Below are 21,031 nucleotides of genomic sequence, written 5' to 3'. Positions count from 1 at the left end.
CTCAACTTCTGGATCGGCCGGTCGCCGATTCAGCTTACCAATTAAGGTTTACGGCAGGTAAAGGAACCGACTGCGTGGCCGTTTGAAGGATCTGGAGTAACATCGGTTCCGGGCGTGCAACAGGACAGAGGGGCGGTTCTCCGCTGGGTCATTGACTTTCAACAGCAAAAGTAAAGTGGTCGAGGACGCGCTGCTGGCGTGTCGCCATTATTTCCTGGTCGCGGCAGCGTTCAGTCTAGCGATCAACCTGCTCTATCTCGCCTCGCCGCTCTATATGCTGCAGATCTATGACCGGGTGGTCACCAGCGGTAGCGAAACGACGCTGCTGATGCTTACGATAATGCTGCTGGCGGCCTTCCTTGCGCTAGCCGGCCTCGATTTGGTGCGCGCCAGGATCCTGACCCGCGCTAGCGCACGCCTCGACCGGCTGCTTTCGGCGAAGGTCGTCGCCAACTCGCTCGAAGCATCCTTGCCGGGCGCCTCGCAGAGCCAGCCGATCCGCGACTTCGACACGTTCCGGCAGGTCGTTACCGGGAGTGGTATCCACGCGCTGCTCGACCTGCCTTGGTCGCCGATCTACATCGGCATCATCTTCCTGCTGCACCCGTGGCTGGGGTTCTTCGCGCTCGGCTCATCGCTGCTGCTTGTTGCAATGGCGGTGGGCAACGAATATCTGGTACGCGGGCCGCTGAAGCAGGCCAACGACCTGGCAACGGCCAACTACGCCTTCACCGAGATGAGCCTCAGGAACGCGGAGGTCGTCCGCGCCATGGGCATGCTCGACGGTCTTATCCGCCGTTGGGAACGCGATCGAAACCTGGCGCTTCGGCGTCAGGCGGACGCCAGCGACCGCGCCGCGCTCATGTCCGGGCTGATCAGGTTTCTTCGGCTGACCATGCAGTCGCTCATCCTCGGCCTTGGCGCCTATCTGGTCATCGAACGGCAAACGAGCGCCGGCTCCATCTTCGCGGCAAGCCTTCTGCTGGGCCGCGGCTTGCAGCCCGTCGAGCAGATCGTCGGCGCGTGGCGCAGCCTTGTCCTGGCGCGCAGCGCGCTGGTGAGGGTTCGCAAGCTGGTCGATAGCGATGCGAGCAACGACCGTTCGTTCAATCTGCCGAAGCCAACAGGCAAGATCTCGGTCGAGCAGGTCAGCTATGCGATTCCCAGTCTGCAGAAGGTTCTGCTGCGGGACATCTCGTTCCGGCTAGAGGCCGGCGAGGCACTAGGCATAATCGGCCCCTCCGGCGCGGGCAAATCCACGCTCGCCCGCCACCTGGCCGGGGTCATGCAGCCTAGCCGCGGAACCGTCAGACTGGACGGCGCCGACATGACACAGTGGGGTCGAGACGCGCTCGGCGACCATATCGGTTACCTGCCGCAGGACATCGAGCTCTTCTCCGACACCGTCGCTGCAAACATCGGCCGCTTCAAGACCAATGTCGACCAGGAGGTTATCGAGGCCGCCCGCCTGGCCGGCGTGCACGACATGATCATCCGCCTGCCGCAGGGTTATGAGACACAGATCGGCGATGGCGGCGCGGTACTCTCGGGCGGCTACCGGCAGCGGATCGCGCTTGCGCGTGCAGTCTTCGGTATGCCGAAGCTGATCATTCTCGACGAGCCGAGTTCTAATCTGGACGCCGACGGCGACCGAGCGCTGAGCGATTGCGCGATCGAGCTCAAGCGCCGCGGCAGCACGGTAATCATCGTGTCGCACCGGCCCTCGACGATCGCGAATGTCGACAAGATCCTTCTGTTACGCGACGGTGCGGTCGAAGCCTTCGGCATGCGAAACGAGATCGTGGCGCTGCTCAACCAGCGCGCGGCTCCGACCGTTGTGGCAACGCAATGAGCCGGGTCAGGAGAGATCGTTGAGCGACGGTGCCTTCATCTATCGCAGCCTGCCCGACGAGACCGGCCCCATCGCCTCGGATTCGATTAAGGCGCCCACTCTCGTCGGCCTTTTGATCATCGTTGCCTTCTTCGGCATTTTCGGCGGCTGGGCCGCCATGGCGCCGCTGAACGGCGCGGTGCTCGCGGACGCGGTCGTGAAGGTCGAAGGGAACCGCAAGAGCGTGCAGCATTTCGATGGCGGCACGGTGAAGGAGATACACGTCAAGGACGGCGACATCGTCAAGACCGGCGACATATTGCTGGTGCTGGACGACACGAAGAACCGATCCGAATTCAATCTCTATTCCCAGCAATATGCTTTGTTGCGCGCGACCGATGCCCGCATCCGCGCAGAGCTGGACGGCAAGGAGGCGGTCGCTTTTCCGAAGGACATCACCGTCGAGCATCAGGCGTATCTGCAGGACGCGATGGCCAGCCAGATCGCCGATCTCGCAAGCCAGCGCGCCTCGATGGCAGGCGCTCGGCAGATTCTGCAGAAGCGGATCGCAGAACTCGATGAGCAGATCGACGGCAAGCAAGCACGTGTGGAATCCTTCCGGGCGCAGCTGAAGTCCATCACCGACGAGAAGGTGGGCCTGGACAAGCTGCTGAAGGCCGGATTGACCACGCGCACGCGCATCCTTGAGCTCGACCGCACCGCTTCCGACCTGCAAGGCCTGATAGACCAGAGTCTCGGCGAGATCGCGGGGAACCGCCAGAACAAGGCCGAGCTCGAAAGCCAGATCGCACAGCTTACCAACGAACGCCGTGCCAAGCTCTCGGCAATGCTGATCGATACGCAATCGCAGTTAGCGGACCTTGTGCCCAAGATGTTTGCGAGTCAGGCCGCCGTGGATCGGGCCGTGGTCCGCTCGCCCTATGACGGCCAGGTGATGAACCTAAGCGTCTTTTCAACCGGCGCAATCGTTGCCCCCGGGCAGACGATCCTAGACATTGTGCCTACGCGGAACTCGCTAGTCGTCCAGGCGCAGGTGCGCGTCGAGGACATATCGAGCCTGCGATCTGACATGATGGCGGAAGTGCGCTTTACATCATACAAGCAGCGTTCCATTCCTATCATTCACGGACGCGTAACCCGCATTTCGGCAGATCGCGTCACCGACAGCAAGACCGGATTCCCCTACTACGTGGCCGATGTCGCGGTCGACCCGGCCGAATTAGCCGCAGCGCCGCAGATCACGCTTTATCCGGGGATGCCGGCCTCGGTGATGATCGTCACCGAGGAGCGCACGGCGCTCGACTATATCCTGAGCCCGCTTCTTGCGTCGGTGCATTCCTCCTTCCGCCAGAAGTAAATTGTGGTACGCTAAGTCTTTCCGTGCGCTCCTCATAGCCGGTGATGCCCTAGCCGGTGCGCTTGTCGGCTGCCGCACGAGTTGGAAGCCTGTTATGTCATCGATCATGGCAAATCGGCTGGAGGCGAGGTTGGCGCCACTCGTGGCCAACGCGACGCAATCGCGGCAGAAACGGCTTCAGCACCGCAAACAGCACATGGGGATCTGTCGCCGCACACAACTGTCACGTCCATCTCTAGGCCCAATTCCATCGTTCGTCCTCTGAGTTGCACTACAGGAGCAGATTTGCTGCCGAGGCGGCGGCGAATGCCAGTTGGCCCGCGGTCGACGCACGAAACATCGTCACCGACGATCGAGTGCGGTCTGGCTGGCTTGCCTTATCTCTGCTGGCGTCAGTCAGCTGGGCGGGCGGTAATCCAGAATCATTGTCGCGCCGCCCAAAGCTCAGCATGGTGATGGTCTGCCGTGGTCAAGGCCGAAATGAATGTGCCGTACTCCGGACTGCACGCACAAGCGCCGTCTGTTTGTGCGCCAAAGCGACACGGCGGCAACTTGCAACGAGCCGAAGGGACGTCAAGAAGGTCCTAAAAGATGCTGAACTGGATTATGCCTTTAGAGGTAGCCATGCCCGATCAGCCATTCACGGATGATACGGCGCATGGCTTCAGTGCGCATTGGCAAGTCGCCTTGGTCGCGCCGAAAATTGTCCAGAGCGACACCAATCTCTCGGGGAAGTCGCATCGTTATCTGGTCGGTGTCAGAATGAGGTCGGCCGACTTCCGAATTTCTGACTTTCTCAATTTTTGACATTCTCCGACAATAGCCACAAAGGATAGCTCTGTCGAGCGATTCACCTGGTGAGGGGAAAAAGCACGCCTTTGACTGCCAGCCCTAGCTCCGCAATTATTAGCCATCGCTAAACTGCGCCGGACGACGAAGGAGGAAACGCTGTCGATCTTCGATGATCTCCAGGAGATTTGGGACATGTATGTCGCGTTGTATCGATCGGGAGATGCTGCCGGCTGCGCTGCTATCTTTACCGACGACGCAGAAGTGCATTCACCTTACGGGTCGCCAGCACGCGGTCGGTTGAAGTGATCGAAGCAGGGCAGCTCGGAAAACCTTGCCTGGACACTGGCCGCCTACTCGGAAGGGATGCAGTCGGCAACGGCACCTCACTGAGTGTTTTCGAACTCAACCTGGCGGAGGCTGGTTGATCCGGATGGGCAGTCTCAATAGCACTGACGCTCGGGGGGGAACCCGGCTAGCTGCCCTCGGCGGCCGGACGTCCGTCCTCGTGGTCGGCGAGCGCTTGCGTGAGTTGCTCGACCCAACGTGTCATGAAGTTCGTGGACACCGTTTCCCGCGAGTTCGATCAGGTCATCCACTATCCCGGCTACCTTCTGGTCAAGCTGCAGGATAGCTCGGATGACGTGGCTCGCAACGGCGGATCGCAACTGTGAGCGGACGGGAAGGTGGAGCAGCTGAAGTGATGAGTCGCGTCATTTTAGCGACTTCGATTCTTGATCGCTCTCGCGCCTTGGCCCGCCCAGCTTACCGTTTAGGCGTGACGTGGACGAGAGCAACGCCGGACCATTCCGCGGGCGAGATCCCGCGCAGTTCTAATGCCGCGCGGAGCACCACTTTCCGGCTCGCCAAATGAGCCCTCCCCGCCCCTCGACAGAACAGCTGCAAAGGTTGCGGACCCTCATTGCAGACTCGATCGCAGGTCATAAAGCGTATGACGTGCCGGGCGTGTGCAAACGGCTAGGCCTGGGTGATGGCACGACCGATGAGGCGTTCAATAGCAAGTTCAAATACGCCTCGAAGCGCCTCGCCGGGGTGCCGGCCACCGACCTTTTGTCAGTGGGACGCCAATTACTCGAGGAAATCAGCAGCTACGAGCTCAGTGAAGCGATTGCAGCGATCGACGAACTTGGCAGTCCACCCATCACCGAGCTCACTCGAAAGCGCATCGCCTTTATTTTCGGAAGCGGCTCCCTCGCATCCGAGATGGACGATCTCGCGCTCGTCAGCCGCATCTGGCCGGTAAAGGATATGAAACCGGTGTTCGAGGATCACAGCCGCGATCTGTGGGCATCGCCTCACACCCTGGCAGACGACATAGCCGAATATCGGGTCAAAAATCGCAGCTGGAAAATACCTGACTTTCTGGCCACATTGGGCTTCTTTTCTTGCTCGCGCTCAGTTGTGAGCAAGTTCCTGAATGAGATCGTACATCCGCTCGCTCAATCCGCAGCGCGGCGGAAGGAACTGGTGGCCGAGCTCAACACCTATCTGCGTCACGACGGTTATCATCTTGCCGATGCAGGGCGGATGTCGGGTAGTCCCATCTACGAGCTGCGGCCGCTACCAGCGGGTGTGCCCGCCGATGAGAGTATCTCGGCGGTGCTGGCCGCCTTCAATCCCGGCGACATAAGCAGCCGATGGCAAATGGCGATCGATCGCCGCTCATCCGACCCGGCCGGCGCGATCACTCTGGCGCGGACCTTGCTTGAGGACGTCTGCAAATGGGTCCTCCACGAGGCTGGTGAGACCTACGACGAAGAAGCCGAGCTGCCCACACTGTATCGCCGCTTATCCAAGCGCCTAAAGCTGGCCCCCGACGACTACTCGGAGGAGGTGTTCAGGAAGATACTCGGCAGCTGCCAGAACATCGTCGAGTCACTCGGAGCGCTCCGCAACAAGCTCAGCGACGCTCATAGCCCTGGGCCGAGCCGTGCCAAGCCACTGCCCCGGCATGCGGAACTGGCAGTAAACCTAGCGGGCACTATGGCCACCTTCCTAGTCGCCACCTGGGAAGCGAGAAAGAAGGATTAGCGCTTGCTCTCACGCCTGCCCAGGTTGCCGTTGGCGCAACGCCGGGGCTACGCTGTTCGGGTTTCGCCCGCTCCGCCACTGGCAGCGACCACCGCTACGATCGCTGCCCCATTTGCTGTTCATGCCGCTCCGCCTCGAATGCCCGCTTTCCCTTCGCGGCCCACAAGTCCCGTGCATGCCCGCCCTCATGGCTCTGCAACTTGGCGGCGATCCAGAGCATCGCTCCGTAGACGATGGCGCGATCGTCATTTGTCAGCTCTACGATGCCTGCTTTGACGACGAGACCGCCGAGTTCGATCAGATGTCGGGTGCGTTTGCGGCGCTCGACCTTCCAGGTGCGCATGTCACTGCGAGCCAGAGCCGCTTGCCGTCGATTGTGGGCTGCCCGGTTGCGCTTGAGCCATGCGAAGGTTGCGCTGAGATGCCGGATTAGTTCTCCTGGACCCGCTCTCAAAAAACATCACTCCACGCTTGGCCCATGCCTCACGCTTTGCGGCATCTTTCGTCTCGGCGATTGCGACCAGCGCGCCGGCCAGTTCGTCGGTGCTGAGTTGATCGGCGCCGGTGGCGATCACCAGTTCGCCAAGCTGCTGCACTTTTCGCGCCTTGAGCTCCCGCGCCTTGTCTTCCAGTGCCTTCAGTTCCGCGTCGTAGTCGCGTGGTTTGCGCATGAATGTCTCCGTCGATTGTCGATGCGCCGATAATAGGGGAGCGCCTGCCGAAAGGCTCCAGTGTTGCCGAGACAGCCCGGGACGGGCTGGTCCATCCCGAGAATTTTTCGAGGGAGGGCGCGCTTATACGTCGTGCCGACGTGCGCTTTGACGTGCAAATGGTGGAGTAGAGATGAAGCGCTACTTCCCCTTTCGGAGACAAGTTTCTCCATCCCTCTCCCCGAACCGGACAGGCAAGTTTCCCTGCATCCGGCTCTCCGTGCATGAGCGAAAGATCGCTCATGGGTGTGCCTCAGTCCGACGTGAGGCGGTAGAACGCGTCCCAGAAGTCGCCCACGCTCTCGCGCTGACGGTGCCGGGATTGGGCATTCCATCCGTTCGGTTTCTCGATGCTTTGGTGAGGGTAACGCATGGTTCCGCCGTCGCGGAGGAGCCTCAGGCGCTTCGTGCCTTCGACCCATCGATGCCGTTGTCCCGTGACGTTGACGGTGAAGCGGCGACGCAGCTCTCGCCACGTTGCCTTTCGATGCTTCTTACGCAGCCAACGTCCAACGCGCTCCCAAATCCATTTGTCGAGATGGCTGAAGTCCCGACACGCCTGCGTGGCATATCGGTAATAGTTCCGCCACCCGAGCAGGATCGGGTTGAGGGTGCCGACGACTTTGGTGAGCGGCCATCCCGTAGGAATGCTCTTCACCAGGACCTTGATCCTGTGGCGCAGGTCGTTGAGCTTGCTCCTCGGGATGAAGAGGTTGCCGACCAGTCGCCCCGTGCGGAGCGCTTTGGTGCGCACCACCCGATAGCCGAGGAAGTCGAAGCCTTCCTTGGTCTCGGTGATCCGGGTCTTTTCCATCGACAGTTCCATACGAAGTTCCGTCTTCAGGAACTCCGCCAGCGCCTGCCTTTCAGCTTCCGCTTGCTCCCTCGTGCCCTCCATGAGGACGACGAAGTCGTCCGCATATCGCACCATGTAGAATGTCGGCTTGCCGTTCTTGCGGTCCAGAGTCCGCCGGCCTGCCGCCCTGCTACTCGGTTCACGGGGGCGCATGGACCATCGTCCGTACCGTTCGTCGATGGCTGTCAGGTAGATGTTCGACAGCATCGGCGAGATGATCCCGCCTTGTGGCGAGCCGGTTACGGGATGTCGGATGGTCCCCTCGATCATCACGCCGGCCTTCAGGAATGCGAAGATCAGCCTCAGCACCTTGCGGTCGCCGATACGCCGTCGCACGCCTTCCATCATGACGTGATGGTCGATTGCGTCGAAGCAGCCCTTGATATCGCCTTCAATGGCGTAGTCGTAGACCGAAGGTCCACGAACCGACGGGTGAAGACACTTCTGGATTCGCTCCAGAGCATCATGGGTGCTCCGTCCTTTCCGGAACCCATACGAGGTCGGATAGAAATCCGTCTCGAAGATGGGTTCGAGGATCAGCTTCATGGCCATTTGCACCAAGCGATCTGTCAGCGTGGGGATTCCGAGTGGCCGGAATGCTCCCGGTTTGCCAGGCTTTGGGATCAGCCGCTGCCTGACGGGTTCCGGGTCATATGTTCCGTTGCGAAGTGCCTCGCGTATTTCCTCGAGGAACCTTGCTGCGCCACCGGCACGCTGTTCGACCGTGCGACGCGTCATCCCGTCCGTTCCCGGTGTTCGGCTGCCGCGGTTGCGGGCGAGCCGTCGCCAAGCTTCGGCAAGGGTTCTGCGGTCGCATATGAGATTGAACAGATCAGCAAAGACCTTGTCAGGTTCGTCGCTGCTCCACCGATACAGTTTGCGCTGCATGTCGAGGACGAACGGGGTATTCACCTCGCCGGACATGTGCCCGCCTCCTGCTTGCAAACCGTATCCACTGCCTCCCTTCGCCATGTGAACGGCTTTCCCGTCCTCGGACTACTACGAAGGCTCCGTCCCTCGGCACCACGGTCACTGGCCGCTTCAGTCGTCCGGCGTCCGAAACCGCCGGAGATGGTGACAAGGTTCTTGGGTTCCGCAACTGATCTCTCGCTCGCTTTAGGCGCCGACTCTACCCCGTGTGGAATCCGGCCTCGGCGCCACGCAAACTCATGCCGAGGCTGGCGCACAGCAAGCTGCGCGCCTCCAATCCGCGTACTGATAGCGCGGACCAACACTCCACCGATCCGTAGATCGACCCGCCCACTTCCGAGTCGGCAGGTTCCATCTCTAAACGGGGCGTCCGCCATCGGTTCGGTTTCCCTCGCCATGGCAAGCTCGCTGGCCGAACCGCTCACGGGGTCGGAAGTCCCCGCCCGTTCGGCTTTGATGGGTTCTGCTAATTTACGGTTCCCCGGAAGCGCCCGGTTCTCCTCACCCATCTGCTTATCGCCGCATGTTGCGTCATACGGCGTGCGGGGTCCTCCACCCCGCGAGATCCATTGCAGCATGAAGGCTGAATCCCTCCTTCCTTTCAACTCCCAACGCACATCTTGTCGCGATGGCGATCTATCATCTTCACATCAAGGTCATTGGCCGCAAGGCCGGCTCAAGCACTGTCGCGTCCGCCGCCTACCGCTCGGCCTCGCGACTGCGCGATGAGAGGATCGAGCGCACGCACGACTTCTCCGCCAAGCGCGGCGTTGTGCATTCCGAGGTGATGCTGCCGGAGACCGCACCTGCGGCCTGGAGCGACCGCGAGCGGCTCTGGAACGATGTCGAAGCCTTCGAAATGCGCAAGGACGCGCAGCTGGCCCGCGAGGTGGAGTTTGCCCTGCCGCTCGAGCTGAGCCAGGCGCAAGGCATCGAGTTGGCGCGCGACTTTGTTCAGGCGGAGTTTGTCAGCCGGGGTATGGTCGCCGATCTCAACGTGCATTGGGACAGCGCAGAGGATGGCAGTCCCAAACCGCATGCCCATGTCATGCTCACAATGCGGGCGGTCGATGAGAACGGTTTTGGGCCAAAGGTTCGAGACTGGAACCGCACAGAGCTGATCGAGCGCTGGCGCGAGCGATGGGCGGAACTTGCCAATGAGCGTCTTGCCGAACTCGATATCGACGCCCGCATCGATCATCGCAGCCTGGATGCGCAGGGCATTGCCTTGGAGCCGCAAACCCAGATTGGAGCACCGGCTCAACGCATCGAGGACAGTGGCCTCGATCCCGCCGGCATCGAAGCCGATCGCGCAGAGCTGCACCGCGAGATCGCGCGCAACAATGGGGCGCGCATCATTGCCGATCCTAACCTCGCGCTGGATGCCATCACGCATCAGCAATCGACCTTCACCCGAAAAGACATTGCGAAGTTCGCGCATCGGCATAGCGACGGAATGGAGCAGTTCAACGCCGTGATGGGCGCCATAACCAACGCGCCCGACCTGGTCGAACTCGGCAAGGATGGACGTGGAGCGGATCGCTTCACCACGCGGCAGATGATCGAGACTGAACAGCGTCTGCATCACGCGGCAGATCGGATGGCAGGGGAGGCACAGCATGCGGTGAGTGACCGGGATCGCGCGACGGCTCTGGCGGATGCCAATCGCCATGGCCTTGTTCTGTCAGGCGAGCAGAGTGACGCACTGGATCACATCACGGATGGCCGCGGTCTCGGCGTGGTTGTCGGGTTTGCCGGCACTGGCAAAAGCGCGATTCTGGGTGTCGCTCGCCAGGCATGGGCAGCGGCAGGCTTCGAAGTTCGAGGGGCGGCACTCTCGGGCATTGCGGCCGAGAATCTCGAAAGCGGATCAGGCATCCCGTCTCGCACCATCGCTAGTATGGAACACGGTTGGGGACAGGGCCGCGATCTTCTCTCCGCGCGTGATGTCCTGGTGATCGACGAAGCTGGCATGGTCGGCACGCGCCAGTTGGAGCGCGTGCTCTCCCATGCCGCGGACGCTGGCGCGAAGGTCGTGTTGGTAGGTGACCCGCAGCAGTTGCAGGCGATCGAGGCGGGTGCTGCATTCCGTTCGATCCACGAACGCCACGGCGGCGTGGAGATCGGTCAGGTGCGCCGGCAGCGCGAGGACTGGCAGCGTGATGCGACGCGTGATCTGGCAACCGGCAGGATCGGTGCCGCGATCAGCGCCTACGACGACAGAGGCATGGTGCATCAAGTCGCGACGCGCGATGAGGCGCGCAGCGCTCTGGTCGAGCGCTGGGATCGCGACAGGCAGGCGGAGCCTGAGGCGAGCCGGATCATTCTCACCCACACAAACGACGAAGTGCGCGCGCTCAACAAGGTAGCGCGCGAGCGTATGCGCGCTGCCGGAGATCTCGGCGATGATGTTCAGGTGGATGTCGAACGCGGTGAGAGAAACTTCGCAAGCGGCGACCGAGTCATGTTCCTGCGCAACGAGCGGTCGCTTGGCGTCAAGAACGGCACGCTTGGCGTGATCGAAGAGGTCAGCGCGCAAACCATGACGGTTCGAGCCGACGACGGCAGGTCTGTGCGCTTCGACCTGAAAGACTATGCCCACATCGATCACGGCTATGCCGCAACCATCCACAAGGCACAGGGCATGACCGTCGACCGCACATATGTGCTGGCGACGCCAGGCATGGACGCGCATGGCAGCTACGTCTCCCTGTCGCGTCATCGCGACGGGATGAACCTGCACTATGGCAGCGATGACTTCACGACCCGCGAACGGCTCGTCCGGACGCTATCACGCGACCGCTCCAAGGACATGGCGTCGGACTACGATCAGGTCGACCCGGCGCAGACCTATGCCGAGCGGCGCGGCATCACGTTTCGCGAGCGTGTCGCAGAGATCGTGCGCAAGGTCGTGCCTGAAAGGCTACGCAACATCTTCGATGGCCGGCGCCTTTCGGCAGATGGTGCGCGCGACTTCGACGACATGCGCAGGCGGGAAAGAGAGGAAGTGCGCCTCGCACCCGCAGCGCCCGCCAGAGAGATCGCCGAGGACGGGCAAGCGGCGTTGCGGAAAGCCCGAACCGATGCGCTCGTGCGTCATGCCCGCGCCATGGACGCGATATTCAGCGACGAGGGTGCAGGAAACAAGCCCAACCCGATGCGGTTGCGCGAACTGGCTGACGCCCGAAAAGCCTTCGACGAGGTGCGGCCCCATGGCTGGCGCGATGCCGAGGCGGCTTATGTCAAGAGCCCGGAACTTGTCGCCGAGGCCGCCGGCGGACGAATCAACCGCGCCATCCGCGCCCTCCAGCTTGAAACCGAAATCCGCACCGGACTGGACAAAGATCCGGGCCGACGCGCAGACCATTTCGTGGAGCGTTGGCACAAACTCGACCGGACCAGCCAGCACCAGTATCAGGCGGGTGACATGTCCGGCTACAAGGCCACGCGATCGGCGATGGGTGACATGGCCAAAAGCCTCGAGCGCGATCCGCAGCTTGAATCCATCCTCGCCAATCGCAAGCACGACCTTGGCATCAGCGTCGATTCTGGTCGGCGCCTTGGTGCGGAACTCGCCTTCAATCACGGCATCGACCTTAGCCGAGGCCGCGGTATTGGACTTTAGACCCGTCCTATTTGCCGCCGTCTCTACGTCGGGCCACGATGATGCGGAAAACCCTCTTGCACACCCGCAAGTGTCTGTCCTCTCTTGATCAGGAGCAGTCAAAAACAACCAGCAGGAGGCAGTGCGTCCATGCGCGAACCAGACCGTATCATCCGCCTGAAAACCGTCGTCTCCCGGACAGGTCTGTCCCGGTCCACCATCTATCGCAAGATCGCCGACGGCACCTTCCCACGCCAGATCCAGATCAGTATCCACGGTGCAGGCTGGCATGAATCCGACATCAGTCGCTGGATCACCAATCCCGTTTCGTGGCGTCCGCAAGACGAGGGCGACAAGTTGTGATGAGGGTGATGCACACTGCGCGGAAAGCTGGCCTTCATCGAGACGCAGCGGTCACGGCGGCAGGGTTGCTGCCATGCCCGTCAGGAGCGCCGCCGAGGCGAGCGAAAACGGCAAACCAGAAACGATGGTCGGCCTCGCGCCCATCAAGATTGCTTGCTCAAGCAGGGCAACTTTGGAGCGAAGCGGCCGTGACGGGCTGCCTCCGATCCGGGTTCCTTCGAAGAAGGCTGCATTCTCACCGCCTATAATGTCCGTCGGCTAACGATTGCCCGATCGATCGCGATCACCGCCGGATCGATATTTATGCTGGCGGCCGAGGTCGTCAAGCACCGAGCGGATATGAGGCCAAGGGAAATCGGCCGGATGTTCCCAATGCTCACCCTCATGCAAGATAACGAGCAGCTTGGCTAAAATGCCTTCCATGGAGGTAGCCGCTGTGTGCGGTAGACTATCCAGAAGTTCGCGTTCGGCTATTTCGGATTGCCGTATCAGGTCGTCTGCTCTCGAATAGCCGATCTCAGCATCGGCGGCATCCCAACGCGCCTGGTGTGCCGCGAAGTCGGCAACCGCCCTGCCCCATTCGACTTCAATTCCGGGAGAGTAGGCATCGTTCATGCCTTCCATGGAATGGAGCGTTAATTCCGTACCATCGGCAAGCCGTACCTTGGCGCAGGGAAAGCCGACCGTCCTGGCGAGGTGTGTCTCCAACCTTTGCTGTTCGCGGCACAGCGCCAGTGTCTCGTTGTGGATCTTTTGCCAGTTCCCACACAGACGAAGAGCAGGATCAGCCGCGCTGCTGCCGTCCGTCAGTTCGGCGGCCCGCGACTTTGCCTGGAAGGGCCATGCCACGGCGGCCGTGGCCGTGCCCGCGAGCAAGCGCCGCCGGGTGACGAAAGACAAACTCATGCTATTGTCGGATTCATCCATGATCCGAACTCCATGAAAGCTGGGGTTGTGGTTAGGTTGGACAGGTGTGACCGCACCTGTCCAACCGCTCAAGATGCTTGTCGGCATCAAAGGTAGTATCAGTGTTACTATCTATGGCCGGCAAATGCAACAACTTAGTAACAGGGTTACTACGAATGGCAATAACTTCGGCCCAGTGTCGGATGGCGCGGGCAGCTCTTCAGCTAGGCATTCGGGAGCTTGCTGCCCTCGCCAAGGTCTCTCCCAACACTATCGCGCGATTGGAGCGCGGCGAGGTTCTGTTCGACAACACGCTGCAGGCGGTACAAAGTGCCCTGGAGAACGCTGGCATCGAATTCATTCCAGAGAATGGTGGTGGGCCCGGCGTGCGCTTAGTCAGCCGAAATTAGAGGTGGCGTCACGCAGCGCCCATCGAACTGAGCGGAAACATTTCAGCGCCACCGCTGATAATTCCGGTTCGCCCGATGCGATCAGCGATCGATATTGCTGAACAGCTTAGCGTTCCGTTTTGCTCGCGAGCTTATCGCCTTCGGACGGCATTGCCGAAGCTCATGTCATAGAGCGTTGGTTGTTTCCCGCCCCGCAAAAACGCAGCCCAATCGCTCATCATGGCGCGACGCTTCTCAATCATGGTTTCGCGCCGGTACGCGGCCTCAACGTCGCTGTTGATGGCGTGGGCCAGCGCAAATTCCCGCATGTCTCGGGGATAGTCGGACAACTCCCCTGCCCAATCCGAAAACGTTGACCGCAGCCCATGGGGCACGGCTGGACGCTTCGAGTTCTTGTCGAGCCAGCCCGTGCGGCCCGCCTCGATCTCGCTTTCATGCATCCGCCTCATGGTGGCGCTCAGCGTCATATCGGACAGCATGCCGCCACGGATTGCCGGAAACACATATTCTATGTCGGCGCTCGCGGCCTCTTTCATCGCGGTTAGGATTGTCATTGCCGCATCCGATAGCGCCACAACGTGCGGGCGCCTCATTTTCATTCGCGACGCCGGCACCGTCCACAATTTGGCGTGCCAATCGATTTCAGGCCATTCCATGCCGCGCACTTCGCCCGATCGAGCAGCGGTCAATGTCGCGAATTCCAATGCCCGTGCACCCGTGCCTTCGCGTTTGCGCAATGCTGCGAACCACGTGGGCGCGTCTTTCAACTGAACGGCGGGCTGATTATCGACTGTCGCAACCTTACTTGGCTTGGATAACATGGCATTGAGATTGCCCTTCCACTGTGCCGGATTGTCGCCCTCGCGGTGTCCGTGTGCCTTTGCCCAATCAAGCACGCGTTCGCAGCGTTGCCGCAAACGCGTGGCCGTCTCCGTCTTGGTCGTCCAGATCGGCTTGAGGATTTCGACCATGTGATGTTTGGTGACTTCGGAAACGGCAAGATTGCCGATGACGGGCATTGCATACGTGTCCAGCGTGGATTGCCATTGCTTCCGATGCTTTTCGTTCCTGAATTCCGCCAGCGTGTCGGCAAGGAATTTGTCAACGGCATCGCGGAATGTGAGATGGCGCTTTGCGGCCTCGATCGCGGCTTTGCGACGCTCGCGCTTCTCTTGAAGCGGATTGATGCCGTTGCGGATTTTGTCTTTGGTTGCCCTCGCCCGCTCGCGGGCTTCGCCCAATGATACGTCATGCCCGCCCAGACCCATTTCGCAACGCCGGCCACTGACGTTTGTTGTGCGCAATAGCCATGACCGGCCGCCGCCCGGCGTGACTTGGAGCATGAGCCCGGCAACACCGCCAACGGCAAACACAGCGTTGCCCGGTGTGGTCGATCCGGGATGTTTCAAGTTCTTGACGGCTAGCGCCGAAAGTTCCTTCGCGATCTTCGGCATCTCTCTATCCCATCATCTTACCCGCCAAAAATAATGACATTGGATGATGCGAATTGCAACGGCGCGAGACAGTCATCTTAGGTTAAAGCATTTATATTGCTTTATGATTTCCATTGATTGAGACGACATGAGACAGCAATATGGCTGTCGCTCTCTCCGCCATTTGAAGCCCTAGCTCATTGAAATACTTAGAATTCGCCATGGCGGCCGACCCAGGCGTTTCATGGTCTGTCGTGCGGCCTTCTGGAGCAGTTCCAGGAAAAGTGCGATCGGTTTTCCGTCCGGAACTGCGTAAAAACAAAGAGATAGGGCATTTCACCGTTTCCGTGAAACGGTGAAATGCTCTAGCCACCGACCAGCGGCACGGTCACCGAGGTCGCGTAGCTGATCGGATAATCGCTGAAATAGGGAAAGCCGATGACGAAAGCATAGCTGGCGTTGACATGCGCCATACGAAAGCCGCCGCTTGCCGGGTCAGTCGTAATGGTGACATTCACATTCTGCAGGCCCAGCGCCTGGAGCTTCTGCGTTGCGATCGCCTGAATGTCGGACTGAGTCAGCGTGTTGTTGAGCTGCAGCGAGCGCGCCGAGGCCTCCAGCGCGTAGCGCACGCTGGAGGCGGAGTTCATCGACCAGCCGAAGGCGAAGATCCCGAATAAAAGCATAATCAGGAAAGGCGCGATCAGAGCGAACTCGATGGCGCCTCCGCCCGACACGTTGCCGGCAAATGTCCGCGACCGAAATGCGCGAAGCTTCTGTCGGTATTCCGCCGCACTTCCGCACGGAAGCCTATGGCGAAGACGGCGAGCCCAACCGCTGCAGGCTTTTCCTGGAATTGCCTTAGCGGACACGGACCACCTGCAGATGACCGAGAGCGGTGTTGTCCGGAAAGGGTCCGAATGTGAAGGGCGGGATCCAGGTGCCGGATGCCTGGATCTGGACATAGACAGATGGCGCTTTCGGCCCGCTGCATAACGTCGAAGCATCGACTATCGTGGTTCCACATTGGTAGATGCGGCTGATAGCGACTTGTGCGTCGGAAGGCTTGTTTTCCCAGCTCGCCAGTGCGGCAGCTTGGATCCCAGCATCATCAGCGGATCCAGCCATTACGAGGTTGGCCGCCGTCTTCACGCCGGCGCGCATCGCCAGCGAACTCGTGACATAGGACCAGCCGTCCATGATACCGAGCAACGTCGCGCACAGGACAGGCAAGACCAGCGCGAACTCCACAGCGGCGATGCCTGCTTCATCGCCAATGGCCAGGATCAATCGACGGGCCGCGAGTTTCACTCAACGACCGCAACTGACTGGGCGGCGGGGATATCCTTCATCCCGAGGCTCGAGCAGTCCTGGTTGATGGTCGAATTGCCCGACCATTGGATGGTGTCGGCAACGACTTGAGTGCAGCCATTCACGCCCGAGAAATTGCCGAGATAATTGACCTGTTGTCGGGGAAAATAGATGGCGCCGGTCAAAAGCGAGTCCGCGGTGCCGTTGAAGGTGCTCTGCGCCGCGGTACCCGTCCTATCGCCATAGAACAGCACTCCGGAATAGGGGCCCGAGGTCGGCGCGCTCAGCGTCACAGTGGCATTGCCGTTCATACTTACGGTGTTGCTGCCTGCCATGAAGATGGTCACGCCGTTGGAGCAAGGTGCGGCGCAGGTGATGACCGCGCCGGCGTTGATCTTCAAATTGCCTTGCACGACATACGTGCCGGAAGAAAGCGCGACATTGCCGTTGAGGTTCATGCCGCTGCAGTATGTGCCAGCCTGGAGTGTTTGCGTGGTTTTGCCGCCGTTGACATTCCTGCATGGGTTACCGGCCGCGGGCGTCGGCAGGCTGGCGAACGGATCGGAAGCGGGCAAAGCCTGTGTGATCGGAGACTTGCAGACCATGGTCACCGGATTGTTCAGCACGATGCCGCCCGCCGAGATCAGGCAATCGGCCTTGAGACCCGCCGACCCCTGCACCTTGATGGCGTCGTTGGCGATCGAATTCGCCATGATGACGCAGCCGACCAGCTTGACGCTGGTGCTTCCGGAAAAGAGCGCCGCCTGCGAGGCCGACGGATTAAGCGCCTCCATGCAGGCCTTGGAGGCATCCGTAATCAGCGCCACCGCCCTCGCCTGCTCCGGCACCTTTGTCTGCGTGAAGATGGAGGTGAACATCCGGTCCAGATTCTGGTTCAGGATGACCTCCACCGCTTTCTTGGCCGTGTTCGGCCCTGAGGTGGGCGGGGTGTTGACGACAATTGCGCCGGCGCCCAGCCCGTTCGAAGCGGCCGATGACACGGCAGCCGCGGTGATCGCCGCCGTGTCGGACCCCTGAATCTTTTCCAGCGCGCCTGCATAGGCAGCCACATCGGCCGTCGCTTGCAGCTTCAGGCTGGAATAGTACCAATAGGAGGTCTCAACGCCGAGCCCGGCGCCCCCGACAACGACCGGCAGGGTAAGGGCGAAGATGGTTGCGACATTGCCGCTCACGCCTTCGCGAAAGCGTCTGGTGACGAGTTGAGAGAAAAGATGTTTGAAGAACCGACCTGAAATGGCCATGGCCGAGCGCACCCAAGCTATCCCAACCTTGACGTCATCATTGCCATATGAACGAACGCCTAATTATTTCGTTCGACTTGCGCCGATGGGACTACAGCTTGCCACTGCCGCATCTTACGCCGCGCGAACTAAGACTTAAGGCCCGGCAGTATGAGGACTTAAGGCGTAGGCAGCAGGAAGCCTGATATTTGCCACCTACTGCATCTCGAGCGCCGGCATAGACTAGCATCGAGCTCGTCGCGGGCGTCTTCTTCTGGGCCTTGCAGCTTTCGGCTGCGCCGTCAGAACGGCGCGACATGGGAACGTGAGACGATCGAGGTCGAGCCGGGATCGGTTTACCTCATGCCCGGTCCGGCAAGGCACAAGAGGGAACACAGCATCCCGCCGGTCACGGACCGTCGCTACTCCGTTACATTTTCTCAACGACGCGGCAACCTGCGTGTCCAGGCGATCAAGAGAGCGTTGCATCTGAAGGTTCGGGCGCCGCACAGTCGCGATGGGCCTACCGCCATCCGAGCGAGGACCTATGCCGCGCCAAAACAGCGGGCTAGACATCGACATTCGCTCCTTAGCCACCAAGAAAGAGCCCGGCATTGCCTGTCTATCCGTCGCTGATCCGCCACCTGAAAGCCCCTGAACGGTTTGGCGCGATCGACCGCGTGCCGGCGCTTGGTAGGCCGGCTGGCGGGCGCACCTTCGAAGTCTTCAATCCATCTACCGGGGAGCCGCTGGCGGAACTTCCCGACATGGGCGCCGAGGAGACGCGCGCGGCTATCGACAAAGCCCATGCCGCTCAGGTCGAATGGGCGGCGCTGACCGCCCGGGAGCGCAGCGAAATGCTATGGCAATGGCATCAGCTGATAGTCACCCACACCGACGACCTGGCCGCAATTCTCACGGCCGAGATGGGCAAGCCGATCGCCGAAGCCAAATCGGAGGTCTCGCACGCGGCCGCGTATCTGCAATGGTACGCCGAGGAGGCCAACCGTATCTACGGCGAGACGATCTCGGCACCGTCGACAGATCGCCGCTTGCTGGTGATCAAGCAGCCCATCGGCGTCGTCGGCACGATCACGCCATGGAATTTTCCCGCATCGATGGTGGCGCGCAAGATCTCGCCGGCGCTTGCGGCGGGTTGCACGATTGTGTTGAAGCCGGCCGAGCAGACGCCGCTTGTCGCAGGCGCCATGTTCGCGCTCGCCGCCGAGGCCGGTTTTCCCGACGGTGTCGTGAACCTCATCTACGCCTCCGAGGGCGCCGCCGTGGGCAGCGAGCTCTGCCACAATCCTAAAGTGCGCAAGATCAGCTTTACCGGATCCACCGAGGTCGGGCGCCTGCTCATGCGTCAGTGTTCAGACCAGATCAAGAAGGTCAGCCTGGAGCTGGGAGGCAACGCGCCTTTCATCGTCTTCAATGACGCCGACATCGATGCAGCCGTGGATGGTGCCGTCCAGGCGAAGTTCCGCAACGCCGGTCAAACCTGCGTTTCGGCAAACCGCCTCTACGTCCAGTCGGACGTTCATGATGAATTCGTCAGCAAATTCGTCGAACGCGTTAGCCAGTTGCAGGTCGGCGACGGTTTCGATCCAGCTGTCGCTATCGGGCCGCTCATCGACAAGGCAGCTCTTGCCAAGATTGAAGCCCACATCGCCGATGCCACACGCAAGGGTGGAGAGATCCGATGCGGAGGCGGCCGGATCGGAAAGGACGGCACCTTTTTCCCGCCGACGGTCCTTACTGAAATTTCCAGCGATATGGCATTGGCGCAGGAAGAGACATTCGGACCTTTGGCTCCGATCATCCGTTTCGAAGATGCCGATCAGGTCGTGCGTGAGGCCAACGATACGATCTACGGCCTCGCCGCCTATTTCTATGCTTCGAACCTGAAACGTGTCTGGCGCGTCGCCGAGGCCCTGGAGTATGGCATGGTTGGCATCAACACGGGCCGCATGTCCTCGGAAGCGGCGCCTTTCGGCGGAGTGAAGCAGTCCGGCATCGGGCGGGAGGGTTCTCGCCATGGCCTCGAGGATTACCTGGAGATGAAATATCTTTGCATGGGCGGCATCTGAAGGTTTAGGCGAAACCTTCTCGATTGGAGAGACACAGCTGCTGTCGCACGGCGCCTGAAGGACAAACTACCAGCACCACTCTTTTAAAAGGTCATAGCGACGCGAACTGTCGTTGGGCTGTCTGAACTCAACGCGAAAGTCCGTGTTCGACCAGGCGAAACCGGTAACGGTCGCGAAGAAATTCATTGAAGAAGCGGCCCTTTGACGGCGCTGCCTTGAACGCGGCATACGTCTCCGGCTCCACATCCTCATAGTCATAGCGGTCGCCGCTTGGGACGAACCAGACCGACAAGGTCCTGCTGAAGGGATCGTAGCGTATGTTGCGAATGGCCGTGGAAGGCATGGCGCGCGCCCTGCTTTGCACATGCCTAATTCTCGGACCTCACGCAAAGTTCCATTCTCGTCTGATCCGCCTTGCGGGCATGGCCCGGCGTCCTATCTGAGCCACATGCCGTCAACCAAGGCCAGAACTGCCAGAAGCGCCTTTCAAAGCGATCTTTTTGCTTCGTCCCGCAGCGTGCCTGAAGGGTTCCGTTATCAGCCGGACCTGATCACGGACGAGGAAGAGCGCGACCTTGTCCATCACATCGAAAGCCTGCCTTTCAAACCGTTCGACTTCCATGGCCATCTCGCCAACCGGCAGGTCGTCGGCTTCGGCCTGCGCTACGACTATGAGCGCCGCCAGGTCATGGAAGCGCCTCCGATACCCGACTTCCTGCTGCCGCTTCGCGACAGGGTCGCGGACTTCGCCGGCCGTCCTGCGGCTGAATTCGCGCAGGCGCTGATCAACGAGTATCGGCCGGGCGCCGGCATAGGCTGGCATCGCGACAAGCCGCATTTCGAGCTCGTCGCGGGCGTGTCGTTGCAGGCCCCCTGCAGCTTCCGGCTGCGCCGTAAGAACGGTACGGCATGGGAACGTGAGACGATCGAGGTCGAGCCGAGATCCGTCTACCTCATGGCCGGCCCGGCAAGGCACGATTGGGAACACAGCATCCCGCCGGTCGCGGACCACCGCTACTCGGTCACATTCAGAACGGCGCGCGCCAGCTGAGCGGTTGGGTGCGTGCGATGGGAACCATCGTCCGAGCGAGGGGTTTCTCGTCAAATCCACGATACGGAAGGACAGA

Annotated in this window: 19 protein-coding genes; 10 read left to right on the top strand and 9 right to left on the bottom strand. The window is 60.8% G+C overall.

The window, feature by feature from the left end:
• Nucleotides 1-175: 175 nt before the first annotated feature.
• From ACVDG8_RS25390 to ACVDG8_RS25370, 5 genes are all read left to right on the top strand, one after another.
• Nucleotides 176-1,852, top strand: coding sequence for a type I secretion system permease/ATPase (locus ACVDG8_RS25390; protein WP_447250883.1), 1,677 nt, complete (start codon nt 176-178; stop codon nt 1,850-1,852).
• A gap of 157 nt (nt 1,853-2,009) precedes the next feature.
• Nucleotides 2,010-3,209, top strand: coding sequence for an HlyD family type I secretion periplasmic adaptor subunit (locus ACVDG8_RS25385; protein ID WP_455707264.1), 1,200 nt, complete (start codon nt 2,010-2,012; stop codon nt 3,207-3,209).
• Nucleotides 3,210-3,800: 591 nt separating this feature from the next.
• Nucleotides 3,801-4,016 carry a hypothetical protein gene (locus ACVDG8_RS25380; RefSeq protein WP_447250881.1) on the top strand — a complete coding sequence of 72 codons (216 nt, stop codon included), beginning with the start codon at nt 3,801-3,803 and terminating at the stop codon, nt 4,014-4,016.
• Between the two features lie 533 nt (nt 4,017-4,549).
• Nucleotides 4,550-4,672: a hypothetical protein gene (locus tag ACVDG8_RS25375; RefSeq protein ID WP_281408472.1), complete on the top strand. Its 123-nt coding sequence runs from the start codon at nt 4,550-4,552 to the stop codon at nt 4,670-4,672.
• Nucleotides 4,673-4,868: 196 nt separating this feature from the next.
• Nucleotides 4,869-6,050 (top strand): abortive infection family protein, encoded by a 1,182-nt coding sequence (locus ACVDG8_RS25370; protein ID WP_447250879.1) that lies wholly within the window; start codon nt 4,869-4,871, stop codon nt 6,048-6,050.
• 94 nt (nt 6,051-6,144) lie between these two features.
• On the opposite strand, the gene ACVDG8_RS25365 is transcribed toward ACVDG8_RS25370, so the two are convergent.
• The 3 genes from ACVDG8_RS25365 to ltrA form a co-directional block, all read right to left on the bottom strand.
• A complete protein-coding gene (locus ACVDG8_RS25365; protein WP_447250878.1) occupies nt 6,145-6,393 on the bottom strand; it encodes a conjugal transfer protein TraD in 249 nt (82 codons plus the stop codon).
• 1 nt (nt 6,394) lies between these two features.
• A complete protein-coding gene (locus ACVDG8_RS25360) occupies nt 6,395-6,721 on the bottom strand; it encodes a conjugal transfer protein TraD (protein WP_447250877.1) in 327 nt (108 codons plus the stop codon).
• A gap of 292 nt (nt 6,722-7,013) precedes the next feature.
• Nucleotides 7,014-8,540, bottom strand: coding sequence for a group II intron reverse transcriptase/maturase (gene ltrA, locus ACVDG8_RS25355; RefSeq protein ID WP_447250876.1), 1,527 nt, complete (start codon nt 8,538-8,540; stop codon nt 7,014-7,016).
• A 634-nt stretch (nt 8,541-9,174) separates the two neighbouring features.
• On the opposite strand from ltrA, the gene traA reads away from it, so the two are divergent.
• Together traA and ACVDG8_RS25345 are read left to right on the top strand one after the other, a co-directional pair.
• Nucleotides 9,175-12,171, top strand: a complete 2,997-nt coding sequence (gene traA / locus ACVDG8_RS25350) for a Ti-type conjugative transfer relaxase TraA (RefSeq protein WP_447250875.1) — start codon at nt 9,175-9,177, stop codon at nt 12,169-12,171.
• 129 nt (nt 12,172-12,300) lie between these two features.
• Nucleotides 12,301-12,513 (top strand): helix-turn-helix transcriptional regulator, encoded by a 213-nt coding sequence (locus ACVDG8_RS25345; RefSeq protein ID WP_023825499.1) that lies wholly within the window; start codon nt 12,301-12,303, stop codon nt 12,511-12,513.
• Nucleotides 12,514-12,771: 258 nt separating this feature from the next.
• On the opposite strand, the gene ACVDG8_RS25340 is transcribed toward ACVDG8_RS25345, so the two are convergent.
• Entirely contained in the window at nt 12,772-13,440 is a 669-nt protein-coding gene (locus ACVDG8_RS25340; protein WP_447250874.1) for a hypothetical protein, read from the bottom strand.
• A 182-nt stretch (nt 13,441-13,622) separates the two neighbouring features.
• On the opposite strand from ACVDG8_RS25340, the gene ACVDG8_RS25335 reads away from it, so the two are divergent.
• Nucleotides 13,623-13,829: a helix-turn-helix domain-containing protein gene (locus ACVDG8_RS25335; RefSeq protein ID WP_447257080.1), complete on the top strand. Its 207-nt coding sequence runs from the start codon at nt 13,623-13,625 to the stop codon at nt 13,827-13,829.
• A gap of 131 nt (nt 13,830-13,960) precedes the next feature.
• Here the strand turns inward: ACVDG8_RS25335 and ACVDG8_RS25330 are convergent, their stop codons facing one another.
• The 4 genes from ACVDG8_RS25330 to ACVDG8_RS25315 all read right to left on the bottom strand — a co-directional run bounded on the left by ACVDG8_RS25330 (nt 13,961) and on the right by ACVDG8_RS25315 (nt 17,766).
• Complete coding sequence (locus tag ACVDG8_RS25330) at nt 13,961-15,283, bottom strand: tyrosine-type recombinase/integrase (RefSeq protein WP_455707263.1); 1,323 nt, start codon at nt 15,281-15,283, stop codon at nt 13,961-13,963.
• A gap of 344 nt (nt 15,284-15,627) precedes the next feature.
• Complete coding sequence (locus ACVDG8_RS25325) at nt 15,628-15,912, bottom strand: hypothetical protein (RefSeq protein ID WP_455707886.1); 285 nt, start codon at nt 15,910-15,912, stop codon at nt 15,628-15,630.
• Between the two features lie 211 nt (nt 15,913-16,123).
• Entirely contained in the window at nt 16,124-16,573 is a 450-nt protein-coding gene (locus tag ACVDG8_RS25320; RefSeq protein WP_447250872.1) for a TadE/TadG family type IV pilus assembly protein, read from the bottom strand.
• A complete protein-coding gene (locus ACVDG8_RS25315) occupies nt 16,570-17,766 on the bottom strand; it encodes a pilus assembly protein TadG-related protein (protein ID WP_455707262.1) in 1,197 nt (398 codons plus the stop codon). The genes ACVDG8_RS25320 and ACVDG8_RS25315 overlap by 4 nt, the downstream gene beginning before the upstream one ends.
• A gap of 662 nt (nt 17,767-18,428) precedes the next feature.
• Here ACVDG8_RS25315 and ACVDG8_RS25310 point away from each other — a divergent pair.
• Nucleotides 18,429-19,904, top strand: a complete 1,476-nt coding sequence (locus tag ACVDG8_RS25310; protein WP_447250870.1) for an NAD-dependent succinate-semialdehyde dehydrogenase — start codon at nt 18,429-18,431, stop codon at nt 19,902-19,904.
• A gap of 127 nt (nt 19,905-20,031) precedes the next feature.
• Here ACVDG8_RS25310 and ACVDG8_RS25305 read toward each other — a convergent pair whose 3' ends face one another.
• The gene (locus ACVDG8_RS25305; protein WP_447250869.1) at nt 20,032-20,247 is read right to left on the bottom strand and encodes a KTSC domain-containing protein; all 216 of its coding nucleotides are present in this window, start codon (nt 20,245-20,247) and stop codon (nt 20,032-20,034) included.
• Nucleotides 20,248-20,352: 105 nt separating this feature from the next.
• Between ACVDG8_RS25305 and ACVDG8_RS25300 the strand changes: the two genes are divergently transcribed.
• Nucleotides 20,353-20,955, top strand: a complete 603-nt coding sequence (locus ACVDG8_RS25300; protein ID WP_447250868.1) for an alpha-ketoglutarate-dependent dioxygenase AlkB — start codon at nt 20,353-20,355, stop codon at nt 20,953-20,955.
• Nucleotides 20,956-21,031 lie beyond the last annotated feature (76 nt).

The organism is Mesorhizobium sp. ORM8.1, from assembly GCF_053005525.2.
This window is presented reverse-complemented; position numbering and strand designations above follow the sequence as displayed.

Coding starts and splice junctions, on each gene's coding strand:
- ACVDG8_RS25325 (WP_455707886.1), bottom strand. CDS start 15,912: ATGAACTCCGCCTCCAGCGTGCGCTACGCGCTGGAGGCCTCGGCGCGC.
- ACVDG8_RS25300 (WP_447250868.1), top strand. CDS start 20,353: ATGCCGTCAACCAAGGCCAGAACTGCCAGAAGCGCCTTTCAAAGCGAT.
- ACVDG8_RS25380 (WP_447250881.1), top strand. CDS start 3,801: ATGCTGAACTGGATTATGCCTTTAGAGGTAGCCATGCCCGATCAGCCA.
- ACVDG8_RS25385 (WP_455707264.1), top strand. CDS start 2,010: ATGGCGCCGCTGAACGGCGCGGTGCTCGCGGACGCGGTCGTGAAGGTC.
- ACVDG8_RS25335 (WP_447257080.1), top strand. CDS start 13,623: ATGGCGCGGGCAGCTCTTCAGCTAGGCATTCGGGAGCTTGCTGCCCTC.
- ACVDG8_RS25370 (WP_447250879.1), top strand. CDS start 4,869: ATGAGCCCTCCCCGCCCCTCGACAGAACAGCTGCAAAGGTTGCGGACC.
- ACVDG8_RS25345 (WP_023825499.1), top strand. CDS start 12,301: ATGCGCGAACCAGACCGTATCATCCGCCTGAAAACCGTCGTCTCCCGG.
- ACVDG8_RS25340 (WP_447250874.1), bottom strand. CDS start 13,440: ATGGATGAATCCGACAATAGCATGAGTTTGTCTTTCGTCACCCGGCGG.
- ACVDG8_RS25360 (WP_447250877.1), bottom strand. CDS start 6,721: ATGCGCAAACCACGCGACTACGACGCGGAACTGAAGGCACTGGAAGAC.
- traA (WP_447250875.1), top strand. CDS start 9,175: ATGGCGATCTATCATCTTCACATCAAGGTCATTGGCCGCAAGGCCGGC.
- ACVDG8_RS25330 (WP_455707263.1), bottom strand. CDS start 15,283: ATGCCGAAGATCGCGAAGGAACTTTCGGCGCTAGCCGTCAAGAACTTG.
- ACVDG8_RS25365 (WP_447250878.1), bottom strand. CDS start 6,393: ATGCGCACCTGGAAGGTCGAGCGCCGCAAACGCACCCGACATCTGATC.
- ACVDG8_RS25305 (WP_447250869.1), bottom strand. CDS start 20,247: ATGCCTTCCACGGCCATTCGCAACATACGCTACGATCCCTTCAGCAGG.
- ltrA (WP_447250876.1), bottom strand. CDS start 8,540: ATGTCCGGCGAGGTGAATACCCCGTTCGTCCTCGACATGCAGCGCAAA.
- ACVDG8_RS25375 (WP_281408472.1), top strand. CDS start 4,550: ATGAAGTTCGTGGACACCGTTTCCCGCGAGTTCGATCAGGTCATCCAC.